Source organism: Streptomyces sp. NPDC048254 (genome assembly GCF_043201895.1).
Taxonomy (GTDB): Bacteria; Actinomycetota; Actinomycetes; order Streptomycetales; family Streptomycetaceae; genus Streptomyces.
This window is the reverse complement of the sequence record NZ_JBICZJ010000001.1, coordinates 496017-509598: the sequence shown is the minus strand read 5'-3', so window position 1 is coordinate 509598 and position 13582 is coordinate 496017. Positions and strand designations below refer to the sequence as shown.

The window sequence follows — 13582 nt, the reverse complement described above, 5'->3', positions numbered from 1 at the left end:
GGAGGGGACCGGTCCGCACACCGTCAGCACCCACCACGCGTGGGGTGGAGGGGGACCAGAGCAGTCATGGCCAATTTCTCGAAGTCGAACGTGCCGCAGTTCTCGGTGGACGTGTACCAGAACGAGTACCTGCCGGACGGCGGCCGCGAGGTCAACGCGATCGTCACGGTGACCTCGACCGGCGGTGGCACCGTCGGGAGCGTGGCCGGGCCGTCGTACGCACCCGGGCAGGGGCCGGCCGCCGGGGTGGCGATCATGGTCGACTGCTCGGGCTCGATGGACTACCCGCCGACCAAGATGCGCAACGCCCGGGACGCCACGGCGGCCGCGATCGACACCCTGCGCGACGGCACCCACTTCGCGGTGATCGGCGGCACGCACGTCGCCAAGGAGGTCTATCCGGGCGGCGGCCGGCTCGCGGTGGCCGACCGCACCTCCCGGGAGCAGGCCAAGCAGGCGCTGCGCAGGCTGAGCGCGGGCGGCGGTACGGCGATCGGGACCTGGCTGCGCCTCGCGGACCGGCTGCTGTCCTCGGCGGACGTCGCGATCCGGCACGGCATCCTGCTGACCGACGGCCGCAACGAGCACGAGTCGCCGGAGGACCTCAAGGCCGCGCTGGACTCCAGCGCCGGACGGTTCACCTGTGACGCCCGCGGCGTGGGCACCGACTGGGAAGTGAAAGAAGTCACAGGGATAGCCTCCGCGCTGCTCGGCACCGCCGACATCGTCGCCGACCCCGCGGGCCTGGCCGCCGACTTCACGCAGATGATGGAGACGGCGATGGGCAAGGAGGTCGCGGACGTCGCGCTGCGGCTGTGGACCCCGGTCGGCACGACGATCAAGTTCGTCAAGCAAGTGGCGCCCACCGTCGAGGAGTTGACCGGCCGCCGCACCGAGGCGGGACCGCGTGCCGGGGACTACCCGACCGGCTCCTGGGGCGACGAGTCCCGGGACTACCACGTCTGCGTGGAGGTCCCGACGGCCGGCCTCGGCCAGGAAATGCTCGCCGCCCGGGTGTCGTTGGTGGTCCCGCAGCCTGGGGGCACCTCCCGCTCGAGCGCAGCCGAGAGTGGGGGAGGGAGTGTCCAGAACCTGGGTGCGCAGGGGCTGGTCAGGGCGGTGTGGACGGACGACATGGTCGCCTCGACCTCCATCAACCCCCAAGTCGCCCACTACACCGGCCAGGCCGAACTGGCACAAGCCATCCAACAAGGGCTGGATCTGCGCAAAGCGGGCGATATGGATGGAGCAACAGCCAAACTGGGCCGGGCCGTTCAGCTCGCCAGCGACTCCGGGAACGCGGATACTGCGAAACTGCTTGCGAAGGTGGTGGACGTGGTCGACGCCGCGACAGGTACTGTGCGATTGAAGGCGAAGGTTGCGGAGGCCGACGAGATGACTCTCGAAACACGGTCCACAAAGACTGTTCGTGTAAAGAAGTGACCTAGCAGCACACGCAGGACACCCAGACAGGCTCAGGACGAACCTGACAGAGAGGGAACCACCGACATGCCGACCTGCCCGAACGGACACCAGTCGGGTTCCGACGACTGGTGCGAGGTGTGCGGTCACCGCATGGCCGGTGCCGTGCCCCCGCCGCCCCCGCCGCCCCCGCCGACCGCCGGCGGCTACGGCTTCCCGCCACCCGTGCCCGGCGCCCCGGCCGGCGGCCCCGCCGGTGGCCGGCATCTGTCCGCCGTGCCGAACGGGCACGAGCCGGAGCTGTGCCCGCAGTGCCGTACGCCCCGCGAGGGCGGCGCGCCGTTCTGCGAGGAATGCCGCTGGAACTTCCTGACCAACACGGCCACCTCGTACACCCCGGCCGCCCCGCGTCCGCCCGCGGGCGGCGGCCCGGCCGCGCCGACCTTCCGGCCGCCCACCCCGCCGTCGTACGGCGGCAACACCGACTCGTACGAGTACCAGGGCTCGCGGCCCTCCCAGATGAACCGCCCGGCCGAGCCGATCCCCTCCTTCGGCAGCGAGCCCTCGGGCCCGACCCCGTTCGCGAACGAACGCGGCGGCGGCCCGTCGGGCCCCCCGGCACCTCCGGCCTTCGGCGGCGGCCAGCCCGGCCACCCCGGAGCCCCGGCCTTCGGCAACGACCGCGGCCAGTCCGGCCCGCCCGCCTTCGGTGGCGACCGCGGCCAGTCCGGCCCTCCGGCGTTCGGCGGCGACCCCTCGGCCCCGCCCGCTCCCCCGGCGTTCGACGGCGACCGCGGCGGCCAGCCCGGCCAGCCCGGAGCCCCGGCCTTCGGCAACGACCGCGGCCAGTCCGGCCCGCCCGCCTTCGGCGGTGACCGCGGTCAGTCCGGACCTTCGGGGTTCGGTGGTGAGCGTGGCCAGTCCGGGCCGCCGCCCTTCGGTGGGGAGCGTGGTCCTTCGGCTCCGCCCCCGTCGTTCGGTGGCGCTCCGGGCCAGAACGCCGGCGGCCCCTCCGCGTTCGGCGGTGCCCCCGGGCCCGGCCAGGCCTCCGGCCCCTTCACCCGCGACCCCTCCGGCGGCCCGGCCGCCGGTCCCTTCGGCGGCGGGGACCCGTCCCGGCCGCCGGTTCCGCCGCCGCCCGGCGGTCCCGGCGGGACCACCGGAGGCGCTCCCGGCGCCTTCCAGCAGTCGGCCCCGCCCGCGCCGCCCGGCTTCCCGCAGGAGACCGGCAGGCCCCCGGCCGGCGGCCCGCCCTTCGGCGGCGCCGACGACGACTGGGTGATCTCCCCGCCGGCGGGCGGCCCCGGCGGGCCCGCCGCCCCGGCCGGTCCCGGCTTCCCGCAGGCCCCGCAGGGTCCGGCGACCTGGACGGCGACGATCGGCCCGGACCGCGAGTACTTCATGGCGATGATGCAGCGCTCGGGCCCGGAGGCGGCCGGCCTCAACCTGCCCGCGTACTCCCCCGAGCAGCAGCGCACACTCGCCGGCAACCAGGTCACCATCGGCCGCCGCCGGCACTCCACCGGTGACACCCCCGACATCGACCTGTCGGTGCCGCCGGAGGACCCGGGCGTCTCGCACCAGCACGCGGTCCTGGTCCAGCAGCCGGACGGCAGCTGGGCGGTCGTCGACCAGAACTCGACGAACGGCACGACGGTGAACGGCGGCGAGGAGCCCATCCAGCCGTTCGTCCCGGTGCCGTTGCAGGACGGAGACCGGGTGCACGTAGGGGCCTGGACGACGATCACGGTGCGACGCGGCTGAGCCGCGGCACCCCGTACGGGGCTCAGACCGGGAGGGGCCAGACCCACGGCCCCTCCCGGTCGTCCAGCCACACCCACTCCCCGTCCCCCTCCACCGTGACCCCGTACCGCTCCCGCCCGGGCATCCCCGCCCGCTCCCACACCTCGTACGCCTTCCGAGGGCTGAGCACCCCCTGAGTCAGCTCCATCAGGAACCGGAAGAGCTCGTCCTCGAGCGCCCAGGACGGCACCCCGCCCACATCCCCCGGCGCCGCCCGCTCCACCCCACGCAACGGCACGAAGAACGCGGCCGACGGCAGAAACCGGCCCTCGGCACACCCCCCGCCCCGCACGGCCAGCGCCAGCAGTCCCGTGGCCACCGGAGCGAGGATCCGCGCCCCCGCCACGCACTGCGCGACCCACGCCCGTGGCACGCCCGGCAGCGCACAGGTCGCGATGATCCGGTCGAACGGCGCCCGCTCGGGCACCCCCCGCGCCCCGTCCCCGGTGACGACGGCCGGCCGATGACCGGCCGCGGCCAGATGCAGCCGCGCCGACTCGGTGATCTCCGGATCCACATCCACCGTGGTGACGAGATCGTCGTCGCCGAGCCGATGGGCCAGCAGGGCCGCGTTGTACCCGGTCCCGGCGCCGATCTCCAGCACCCGGTCGCCGTCGGCCACCCGCAGCGCGACCAGCATCCGCGCCATCAGCGAGGGCTGGCTGCTGGAGGACAGCAGCTGACCGTCGCGCAGCCGGGTGGCCAGCGGAACGTCCTCGTAGGCACCCCGCACCCAGCGTTCCCGGGCCCCTGGATCGGCGCTCTCGCCCCACCGGCGCTCATAGCCGCGTGCCCCGGCGACGTAGTAGTACGGCACGAACAGATGCCGGGGCACCGCCTCGAAGGCCTCCCGCCACACCGGCTCCGCCGCCCAGACCCCCTCGGCGTCGATCTCCCGCACCAGCTCGCCCCGCGCCACGGCGGCCAGCCCCTCGATGTCCGGGATCTCCGAGTTCGCGGGGATCTCAGGGATCTCCGGGGTCTCGGAGTCGTGGGTGCCCATGTGCCCACCCTAGAACCCCGCCTCCGCTGCGGGTCCTAAGCCTTGAGTCCTCGGTCACCGCGTCTGAGACCATGTACGGGTGAGAGAGATTCGGCGCGGCACGCTTCAGGAGAAGACCTTCTACGAGCAGGTCGGCGGGGAGGAGACCTTCCGCAGGCTGGTCCACCGTTTCTACGAGGGCGTCGCCGGGGACCCGCTCCTCAAGCCGATGTATCCGGAGGAGGACCTGGGTCCGGCCGAGGAACGGCTCACCCTGTTCCTCATCCAGTACTGGGGCGGCCCCACGACGTACAGCGACAACCGCGGCCACCCCCGGCTGCGGATGCGGCACGCCCCGTTCACCGTGGACCGGGCGGCGCACGACGCCTGGCTGCGGCACATGCGGGTGGCCGTGGACGAGCTGGGTCTGTCCGAGGAACACCGGGAAACCCTCTGGAACTACCTCACCTACGCGGCCGCCTCGATGGTGAACACCCCGGACTGAGCGCGGGGACCGGTTCAGCGGACGCTGACGTCCAGCGCCCCGAGTCCCGCCTGCCGTACCGCGATCGACCCGAACGGCGTGCGCAGCCGCAGCCACACCCCCGCGGAGAGCAGCACGGCCTCGTCGCCCGGCCGCAGGAAGCGCAGCGACTGGGCCGCGTGCACGGCCCGTACCGGGAGCCGGGTGCCGCCCACGGTCCGGGACCAGATGTCCCGCCCGATCCGGTCGAGTTCGGCCCGGGTACGGCCCTCTGGCGGCAACTCCGCCGTACGGGACCGGAATTCAACCACCGCGGCCGCCACCGTGGCCGCCAGCGCCCGCGGCGCGGGCAGGCCCGGCTCCGGCCGCCAGCCACCGCGCGGCGGCAGCACGCCCGCCCACGGCGGCCCGGTGACCGCCCCCGGCACGCCGGCCGTGGCGGCCCGCTCGTCCACCGACTCCAGCAACTCGCCCGCCGAGACGGTCACATCGAGCGCGACGTCGAGACCCTGCTCGTAGGGCTTGGCGAGCCGCACCGCGCGGATCGCCAGCACCTCGAAGGACGGCGGCCGCCCGAAGACGGCCAGCGCGGTGCCGGCCGCCTGGAGGCGTACCGCGGCCGAACGGTCGTAGTGGAGCAGCCGGGAGAGGAAGGCCGCGAGATCCGCCGCCTCCCCGTCGTCGGCGAGGTGGAGCACCGTCATGCGGCGACGGCCTCCTCCTTGTCGTCCCGGTACTCCTCCAGGAAGTCCCGCTCGTCGGCGGTGATCCGGCGCGGCCGGCCCGTCTCGAAGTCGAAGGGCACGACCACCGTGGAGGCGCGTACGTAGATCGTGTCGTCGTCCTTCACCTCGTAGGTGATGGTGAAGGAGGCGGCCCTGATCTCGGTGATCCACAGCTCGATGTCCACCGGGTGGTGCCGGTGGACGAGCTGCCGCTTGTAGTCGATCTCGTGGCGGGCCACCACCGACCCCTGCTTGAAATCCTTTTCCGGTCGGAACAGGAAGTCGATGCGGGCTTCCTCCAGGTAGCGGATGAAGACCGCGTTGTTGACATGGCCGTACGCGTCCATGTCGGACCAGCGCAGGGGGCAGCGGTAGTGGTGACGCAAGTCCGATCAGCCCCGGGTCAGCTTCTTGTAGGTGGCACGGTGCGGACGCGCGGCGTCCGGGCCGAGGCGCTCGATCTTGTTCTTCTCGTACGACTCGAAGTTGCCCTCGAACCAGAACCACTTGGACTCGCCCTCGTAGGCGAGGATGTGGGTGGCGACCCGGTCCAGGAACCAGCGGTCGTGGGAGACGACCACGGCGCAGCCCGGGAACTCCAGGAGCGCGTTCTCCAGGCTGGAGAGGGTCTCGACGTCGAGGTCGTTGGTCGGCTCGTCGAGGAGCAGCAGGTTGCCGCCCTGCTTGAGGGTGAGCGCCAGGTTGAGGCGGTTGCGCTCACCGCCGGAGAGGACGGCGGTCGGCTTCTGCTGGTCCGGGCCCTTGAAGCCGAACGCGGACACATAGGCCCGGCTGGGCATCTCGACCTGGCCGACGTTGATGTAGTCGAGGCCGTCGGACACGACCTCCCACAGCGTCTTCTTCGGGTCGAGGTTGGCGCGGCTCTGGTCGACGTAGGAGATCTTGACGGTCTCGCCGACCTTGATGTCACCCGAGTCCGGAGTCTCCAGGCCCTGGATCATCTTGAACAGCGTGGTCTTGCCGGCGCCGTTCGGGCCGATCACGCCGACGATGCCGTTGCGCGGGAGGGTGAAGCTCAGCCCGTCGACCAGGACCTTCTCACCGAAGGCCTTGTTGAGCTTGTCGACCTCCACGACCACGCTGCCCAGCCGCGGGCCCGGCGGGATCTGGATCTCCTCGAAGTCCAGCTTCCGCATCTTGTCGGCCTCGGCGGCCATCTCCTCGTACCGCGCGAGACGGGCCTTGGACTTGGCCTGCCGCCCCTTGGCGTTGGAGCGGACCCACTCCAGCTCTTCCTTGAGGCGCTTCTGCCGCTTGGCGTCCTTCTGGCCCTCGACCTTGAGTCGGGTGGCCTTGGTCTCCAGGTACGTGGAGTAGTTGCCCTCGTAGGGGTAGGCGCGGCCGCGGTCGAGCTCGAGGATCCACTCGGCGACGTTGTCCAGGAAGTACCGGTCGTGGGTGATCGCGACCACGGTCCCCGCGTACTTGGCGAGGTGCTGCTCCAGCCAGTTCACCGACTCGGCGTCGAGGTGGTTGGTGGGCTCGTCGAGGAGCAGCAGGTCAGGGGCCTCGAGGAGGAGCTTGCAGAGGGCCACGCGGCGGCGCTCACCACCGGAGAGGGTGGTGACCGGCCAGTCGCCCGGGGGGCACCCCAGCGCGTCCATGGCCTGCTCCAGCTGGGCGTCGAGGTCCCAGGCGTTGGAGTGGTCCAGCTCCTCCTGGAGCTTGCCCATCTCGTCGAGCAGCGCGTCCGAGTAGTCGGTCGCCATCAGCTCGGCGATCTCGTTGAACCGGTCGAGCTTGCCCTTGATCTCGGCGACACCCTCCTGGACGTTCTCCAGGACGGTCTTGTCCTCGCTGAGCGTGGGCTCCTGCATCAGGATGCCGACGCTGTAACCGGGCGAGATGAAGGCGTCGCCGTTGGACGGCTGCTCCAGCCCAGCCATGATCTTCAGCACGGTCGACTTACCGGCGCCGTTCGGACCGACAACGCCGATCTTCGCCCCCGGCAGGAAGCTCAGGGTGACGTTGTCGAGGATCACCTTGTCGCCGTGCGCTTTGCGCGCCTTGCGCATGGTGTAAATGAACTCAGCCAAGAGAAACCGTCCGGCAGCTTGAAACTGGCAGTGGGCAGATACACCCCATCTTGCCTGACGTCCAGCCTTGGGTGTTAACCCGTTTGGTCAGGGGGCTGTGACCTGGGGGTTCGCTGGTGGTGGCGGTGGCCGTGGCCGGACTGTCACCGTGCGCGATCGCCCATCGGTTCCCTGTCGCCCCTCGCACAACCTTCGCGTCCCGGTGTGTGTCTAGTGGCGGGCGGCAAGTACCACGCCGCATTGAAATCAGGAGCACCATGATGTTCAGCAACGCGCTGATGACCTTCAAAAGCCACATCGACGGCAAGAACGCCGACGTGGCCATCTATCACGACCGGGTCGAGTGGGCCCGAGCCCGCGGTATGAGCGCCAAAAAGCTCACGGCGGGCTTCCTGACCGGCGGTGCGTCGCTCCTGGCCACGGGGGTCCGTGGCTCCGACGCGGGCACCGAGATGATCCCCGCCAAGAGCATCTCCAGCGTGGTGACCAAGCGGGACGGCCTGATGTACACCAAGGTCGTGGTGGTGGCTTCGGGTAACACGATCGAGTTCCGAGTGCCGCACGACGCGGCTCCCGGCATCAAGGCGCTGCTCACCGACTTGGTACTCGGAAAGATCCCTGCCCCCGGCCAGACCCCTCCTGCCACCACTCCCCCTGTTCAGGCCGTGGCTCCCGCGCCGCAGGCGAGTACGCCCGTCGAGCAGCTGCGGCAGCTGGCGGAACTGCGGGATGCCGGCATCCTCTCGGAGGAAGAGTTCGCGGCCAAGAAGGCGGAGATCCTCGCCCGCATGTGATGCGCGTGGACGCGGTGATTGCGAAGCGGCCGAGCCCAGGCCCTGAACAATCTTGAAAACCGCCGTGGCGCGAGTCACCGCAGGTTCAGATCCCACACCCACCGCTTGACATTTACGGCCCCTGACCAGGCAGTACGGTCGGGGGCCGTTGGCGCGTGCGCTGCGCTGCCCGTCGGACACCGCTGTTCCCCCTGGTTTCCCGCTCTGTCGGGCACGGAAGGGGCACGGCCGGTGCACGACTTGAGGGCCTCGGATCATGGCCTGAGGGGGCTGTCGCTTACCGTTTGATGGGGATCTCGTAGACGATCTCGCAGTGGGCGGCGGGCACGATGATGTCCGCGGTCTCGACGGGCCGTCCCTGGTCGCTGTAGTAGGTCCGCCGGATGTGGGTGACGAGAGCGGCCTTCTGGATGCCGAGGAGTGAGGCTTCCTCGGCGGTAGCTTGCCTGGGCTCGGGTTGCTCCACGGCGTGGCTGACGTTGATGCCGATGGCTGCCATGCGGTTCACAACGCCGGTTCCGGCGTGCGGGCCTCCCTCGGGGAGGACGACGAGGGTGCCTGCGGTGAGGTCGTAGGGCTCCCAGCTGGTGGACAGCTGCACGGGCCTGCCGTCGGCCAGGAACTCGTACGTGGTCCGCACGCACAGGTCGTCTTCGGCGATGCCCAGCCGTGCGGCGATGTCGGCGGGAGCGGGGACCTTGGCGTCGGTCCGGCTCTCCCAGTCGCCTTGCTTGCCGAGGGCCTTCATGTCCGCGCGGAACGGCGACCCCTGGGGCTGCTCACGCGCCGAGGACCGGACGACCCGCACGCGTTGCCGGGGCTCGGCGACGTACGTACCCGATCCAGCTCGCCCTTCCAGCACGCCCTGCGAGATCAGCAGTTCCTGTGCCCGGCGGACGACGTTCTCGCCCACGCCGCACTCCTGGCCGATCTGCGCGCGGGAGGGGAGGCGGTCCCCGGGCTCCCACACGTGCTCCGCGATCCGTCGCCGGAGTTCGTCGGCGATGCGGAGGTAAGGCGGCTGCTCAGACATGTGGAAAATCTAGTCCACTAGCTCTAATCTAGTTAACTAGCTTCACCGAAGGTGATTACTGGTGACGGAGGCTGCCCTGTGCCCGTTTCGGGAGGTAGCGCGGCGGCCATCGCCGCCCGGCTGTCCGCCGTCGGGCTCCCCACGCGCATGGAGGAACGCGCCGGCTTCACGTCGGTCGAAGCGGAGTTACCGGAATCGCTCTCCGACGAGTCGTGGAGGGAGGTCCTGGAGGTGGTGGCCGAGGCCGATCGGTTCGGGCTCCACGCCACCAGTCTGAACGGCCGCACGCTCTGGACGGTCGTACGCAAAGCGGTCCCCGCGGCGGGCGATGCCGGGGGACCGCGCCATCAGCGATAGGAGCTGATTCAGCGTGCTCAACCGTATCCGCCGCGCCGTCGCCCGCACCAGGGCGCGGTACGTCCCCAGTGGCAGGCACCGCCGCTGCTTAGCGCCACCTCGGCTGCCAACTGCTTGTGCGTCCTCCGAGCCTGTTGACGAACCGACGGTGGCTCTCGGAGTGGTCTCCGATCGGACGGGCCACCGCGACCTGCTCAGAGGGGAGGACACCCCGCTTGTCCGCCCCTACTTGCTGGCGTGGGAGAGGCGCGTACGACAGCACTCGATGGATGTCGTGGCCGGTGACGCGCGGGCCGACGCGAGGTCCTTCCTTCTGGGGGTCAGCTGATGACCCCACAACAGCAACCGGGCGACTTTGGCGCGTCGGCCGCCCCATACCGGTCAACTGCCTGCCGCGTCGGCACGCACCACGAGTGCGCGGAGTCTTCTCCTGCTTCGGCACCGATCGACGTCCCGCTGATCTACGAGGCGTGCGACTGCTCGTGCCACTCAGCGTCTGCCGCCACGACTCCCGGGGCGTTGAAGCAGTGAGCGTCCGGGACTCCGGCGGTCGGCCGGTAGCCAACATGGATTATCGAGAGGCGGGCGCAGAGATGACGGCGCACAGCGGGCTGAGGCTTCTGCCGTGGGCCGGCCGGGGGGTAAGCCCTGCTACCTGAACACCGATGACCCGGAAAGCTTCATGTCCCGCCTCGCGGACCATATCGAGTCGATTCAGCTCGGCATGGCGTCCCAACTTCTGGAGCAGGCGGCACCGGCACTCGACGATGAGACCGCGAACAGGGAGGAGTTGCGCCTTCTCGCCGCGCAGTTGGCCGGCGCCTTGCGGGACGTGCTCCGTGTAGCTACCAGCCGGGGACACTGTCACCCGGAGGGACTGGAAACGGATGCGGACTTCGGCCTGTAGTACAGCAGCGTAGAGGCCCTATCGCTGACCGGACAGACAGAACCGGGAGCTGAGCGCGACGACTCGTAAGAGGCTGGGGCGTCGCGCTCAGCACAGCTTTTGATCCGTAGCTCTGTAGAGATCGGTCGTTAGAGGTCATACAGGCTGCGGGGAGGGGCGTGACGGCCGACATTGGGTGCTGACGGTTGCTGGGGTTGCTGTACTCCGTTGCTGTACCGCATCACAGATCCACTCGGGTCTCCGTCTCCCGGCTCCCCTGCCGCAGCACGACGTGGGCCGGCCTGAACGGCACACCGCGAAGGGTCGGCTCCATCACCTTGAAGAGCGCCTCCGCATCCGCCCCGTAGGCGTACAGCACGGCTTCGCCTCCGCCGAACTCATTCCCGTCCACCTCACCGACTCGCGCCTCTTCGACGGCGGCCGTCATGGTGCGCTCAGCGGCGAAGATCGTTTCCCGTTCGGCACGCGAGCCGTATTGGTCATCGCTCAGCCGATAGCGAGCAATGACGGCCTCTTCGTGTGTCTCCGGTTCGGGAAAATCAAAGAGCGTGTCCATGCGGGCACGATGCCACCAGACTCTGACAACGCGCCCACACCGTATCGGTCGGCCACGAGCGAGCCGACGCACGCTTTCCAACTGTGGTGGTAGGGAGCTGGGGTGCGGGCAGGGACGTTCACCTGGGTTCAGGGGCGGCTCTCCCGTGGACGGGAGCGGTCTTCTGGTCTCGGCTGAACGTCGGCGAACGATGGTGAATGAGACGGAACGGCCGAACCGCGAGCCCGGAGGCAGTGTCTGTCCCTCGTGCCATCATCCTCATGTGCTCAGGATCCCGGGATACGAAGAGGGCCCTCTGGTCCAGGACAGTGCCTACCTGGATGATCCGCTGTTCTGGCCCGTGCACCTCGGTACTTCGTTGCAGGGTGAGGACGCGCAGCGAGCTGCGTTCGGTGCTGACTGGGACGCGGCCATGGAGCTGTATCGCGGGCTGTCCTCCGAGCGGGAGTGGCCGGTGTTCAGTGTGCCGCTGTCCTCGGGGCACACCATTCACGTCGTCTACCGCAACATCGAGGGTGACCACGGGGTGGACTACCTGATACATCACCCAGCGTGGTCCGCAGCGGAAACCCTTGCCGTGGATGACGGTCACTTCATGGGACCCGGCATGGCCTGGCCGGAGCTGCTGTCTGCTGCACGACAGCCGGCCACAGAGGGCATTGCCGACCCCGACGCGCGTCTCTTGCTGCTCTTTCCGACACTCGGCGCCGCGCGACTTCCCGACGACGCGGCAGCCGCCCTCACCACCGCTCTCGCCGCTCTCACCTTGATCGAAGAGCCTGCCGAAGTGGCGGGCACGCTCCTGAAGAACCAGGGCCAATGGGCACCTGCCCACTGGAGACTGGCAGACGGCGTCTGGATCAACGACGGTGGACACTCATACCGGAACCCCAGCAACGCCTTTGCTCTGCCCGGGGGACGCCTTCGGGAGATCAGTGACGCGCTGGACAGCAGGCAAGCGACAGTACGCCGGGCATCCGGCTGAAGCTCTCAGCTTGGGAAGCTGAGGTGATCTAGGGTGCGCTGCTTGGCTGACCTGCGGTGGAAGGGCATCGGCGCCCGGCGGCCTGGCCGTTGGTTCCCCGGTGTTCCCCGTGATTTCCCGCCGGATCTGGCACGCGTCTGGCACGAGCCACCGACTCCAGATGATCACGAAGTCGGCTTCACTACGTGACCCAAGGCAATAAGGCCGATTCCGACCACTGACAACGACGGATGGTCGAACCCGCTGCACGCAACGAGTAGAGCACCCGCTCCCCAGAGTCTCGGCTGTCGAACGTGGCGCTGTAGCCATCGGCCCGGCAAACGTCCGAGAAGCAGGCCGTGAAGGCGTTGAATGAACACGGGCCCCGAGAGACCTTGGCCGTCGTAGCCATTCGCGGCATGGGCGCTTGGCAGCGGCTCGGGCGGTGCGTGTCCTGCCCTGCCCTGCCCTGCCAAAATGAAGGCACGCTAGATCGCCAGTTGTCGAGTCATCATCCCGGCCCCCGAGAAGGGGCAGCGGTACGCCGCCGCCCGCGAGCACGGGATACACGCGCTCCGGCACTTCTACGCCTCGGTCCTGCTGAACGCCGGGGAGAATATCAAGGCTCTGAGTCTGTACCTCGGGCACAGCGACCCCGGATTCACCCTCCGCGTCTACACGCATCTCATGCCCTCCAGCGAGACGCGGACCCGGAAAGCCATCTCTGCGATGTACCGGGCCGCCGGTCACACCCACGACGGCCCAGAGACGGCCCAGGCTGCCTGAGACGGCCCCTCACCGGCGGGAAACCTGCTGGTGAGGGCTTTTAGTGCCCTTTCCTGGCAAGTAACACCCCATCTTGCCTGACGTCCAGCGTTGGGTGTTAACCCGTTTGGTCTGGCGCCGCTGACCTGCGACTTTACTGACGGCGACTGCGGCTCGTCTGTCACTGTCGGTCACCGTCGGTCGGCCTCGTGAGGCAGAGCCGGGACGGGCGCGCCGGCAGCGAGGTGTCCCCCCATCAGCCAGAGCATCTCGTACAGGTCCTCGGCGCCGGGATGCCGGTAGTCCTGGGGCGCCTTCCCGTTTAGTGCACCTCGCCGGCAACCCGCTGGCCAGAGCCTGCACAGTCGCCGTCATGGCCGTACGGGCACAGGATGGAAATGACGGAGCCGACGAGCGCGGCTCGGCAATTCGCCGGAGCACGAGAGCTGGATGGAGGCGCGAAACCATGCCCCAGTTCATGGACGTCCACCACGGGATGAACGGCATCACGGCCGACCAGCTGAAGCAGGCCCACGGGGCCGATCTTGCCATTGAACAGGAAGAAGGCGTCCACTTCGAGAAAGCCTGGGCGGACCCGGAGTCCGGCACGGTCTACTGCCTCTCCGAGGCCCCCTCGGCCGATGCAGTCCAGCGTATCCACGAACGTGCCGGTCATCGGGCCGACGAGATCCACCCGGTGCCCGTGACCGTGTGAACGCGGGTTCCCTCTGGC

13 protein-coding genes and 2 pseudogenes are annotated in these 13582 nt (G+C 69.6%); 9 read left to right on the top strand and 6 right to left on the bottom strand.

Annotated features, from left to right (window positions below):
* Positions 1-66 precede the first annotated feature (66 nt).
* Together ACGFZQ_RS02350 and ACGFZQ_RS02345 are read left to right on the top strand one after the other, a co-directional pair.
* Complete coding sequence (locus tag ACGFZQ_RS02350) at positions 67-1443, top strand: VWA domain-containing protein (RefSeq protein WP_393838791.1); 1377 nt, start codon at positions 67-69, stop codon at positions 1441-1443.
* Between the two features lie 66 nt (positions 1444-1509).
* Entirely contained in the window at positions 1510-3186 is a 1677-nt protein-coding gene (locus ACGFZQ_RS02345; RefSeq protein WP_393838790.1) for an FHA domain-containing protein, read from the top strand.
* A 22-nt stretch (positions 3187-3208) separates the two neighbouring features.
* Here ACGFZQ_RS02345 and ACGFZQ_RS02340 read toward each other — a convergent pair whose 3' ends face one another.
* Entirely contained in the window at positions 3209-4228 is a 1020-nt protein-coding gene (locus ACGFZQ_RS02340; protein WP_393838789.1) for a methyltransferase domain-containing protein, read from the bottom strand.
* A gap of 79 nt (positions 4229-4307) precedes the next feature.
* Here ACGFZQ_RS02340 and ACGFZQ_RS02335 point away from each other — a divergent pair, with 79 nt between their 5' ends.
* Complete coding sequence (locus ACGFZQ_RS02335) at positions 4308-4712, top strand: globin (RefSeq protein WP_351735218.1); 405 nt, start codon at positions 4308-4310, stop codon at positions 4710-4712.
* A 14-nt stretch (positions 4713-4726) separates the two neighbouring features.
* Here ACGFZQ_RS02335 and ACGFZQ_RS02330 read toward each other — a convergent pair whose 3' ends face one another.
* From ACGFZQ_RS02330 to ettA, 3 genes are read right to left on the bottom strand one after another with little or no spacing between them, the layout of a single operon-like run.
* Positions 4727-5395, bottom strand: coding sequence for a hypothetical protein (locus tag ACGFZQ_RS02330; protein WP_393838788.1), 669 nt, complete (start codon positions 5393-5395; stop codon positions 4727-4729).
* The gene (locus tag ACGFZQ_RS02325; RefSeq protein WP_351735214.1) at positions 5392-5802 is read right to left on the bottom strand and encodes a thioesterase family protein; all 411 of its coding nucleotides are present in this window, start codon (positions 5800-5802) and stop codon (positions 5392-5394) included. The genes ACGFZQ_RS02330 and ACGFZQ_RS02325 overlap by 4 nt, the downstream gene beginning before the upstream one ends.
* 6 nt (positions 5803-5808) lie before the next feature.
* Positions 5809-7473, bottom strand: coding sequence for an energy-dependent translational throttle protein EttA (ettA, locus tag ACGFZQ_RS02320; RefSeq protein WP_393838787.1), 1665 nt, complete (start codon positions 7471-7473; stop codon positions 5809-5811).
* A 257-nt stretch (positions 7474-7730) separates the two neighbouring features.
* Between ettA and ACGFZQ_RS02315 the strand changes: the two genes are divergently transcribed.
* A complete protein-coding gene (locus ACGFZQ_RS02315) occupies positions 7731-8267 on the top strand; it encodes an SHOCT domain-containing protein (protein WP_393838786.1) in 537 nt (178 codons plus the stop codon).
* A gap of 277 nt (positions 8268-8544) precedes the next feature.
* Here the strand turns inward: ACGFZQ_RS02315 and ACGFZQ_RS02310 are convergent, their stop codons facing one another.
* Positions 8545-9300, bottom strand: coding sequence for a GntR family transcriptional regulator (locus ACGFZQ_RS02310; RefSeq protein ID WP_393838785.1), 756 nt, complete (start codon positions 9298-9300; stop codon positions 8545-8547).
* Between the two features lie 78 nt (positions 9301-9378).
* Here ACGFZQ_RS02310 and ACGFZQ_RS02305 point away from each other — a divergent pair, with 78 nt between their 5' ends.
* Together ACGFZQ_RS02305 and ACGFZQ_RS02300 are read left to right on the top strand one after the other, a co-directional pair.
* Positions 9379-9657, top strand: a complete 279-nt coding sequence (locus tag ACGFZQ_RS02305) for a hypothetical protein (RefSeq protein ID WP_393838784.1) — start codon at positions 9379-9381, stop codon at positions 9655-9657.
* 593 nt (positions 9658-10250) lie between these two features.
* Positions 10251-10564: pseudogene (locus tag ACGFZQ_RS02300) on the top strand (hypothetical protein).
* A 220-nt stretch (positions 10565-10784) separates the two neighbouring features.
* Here the strand turns inward: ACGFZQ_RS02300 and ACGFZQ_RS02295 are convergent.
* Positions 10785-11120: a hypothetical protein gene (locus ACGFZQ_RS02295; RefSeq protein ID WP_393838783.1), complete on the bottom strand. Its 336-nt coding sequence runs from the start codon at positions 11118-11120 to the stop codon at positions 10785-10787.
* Positions 11121-11382: 262 nt separating this feature from the next.
* Here ACGFZQ_RS02295 and ACGFZQ_RS02290 point away from each other — a divergent pair, with 262 nt between their 5' ends.
* The 3 genes and pseudogenes from ACGFZQ_RS02290 to ACGFZQ_RS02280 all read left to right on the top strand — a co-directional run bounded on the left by ACGFZQ_RS02290 (position 11383) and on the right by ACGFZQ_RS02280 (position 13564).
* On the top strand, positions 11383-12105 hold the full coding sequence (locus ACGFZQ_RS02290) for a hypothetical protein (protein ID WP_393838782.1): 723 nt from the start codon (positions 11383-11385) through the stop codon (positions 12103-12105).
* 489 nt (positions 12106-12594) lie between these two features.
* Positions 12595-12870: pseudogene (locus ACGFZQ_RS02285) on the top strand (tyrosine-type recombinase/integrase); the annotation flags it as partial.
* Positions 12871-13315: 445 nt separating this feature from the next.
* Positions 13316-13564 (top strand): SCO4226 family nickel-binding protein, encoded by a 249-nt coding sequence (locus ACGFZQ_RS02280; protein ID WP_351690943.1) that lies wholly within the window; start codon positions 13316-13318, stop codon positions 13562-13564.
* Positions 13565-13582 lie beyond the last annotated feature (18 nt).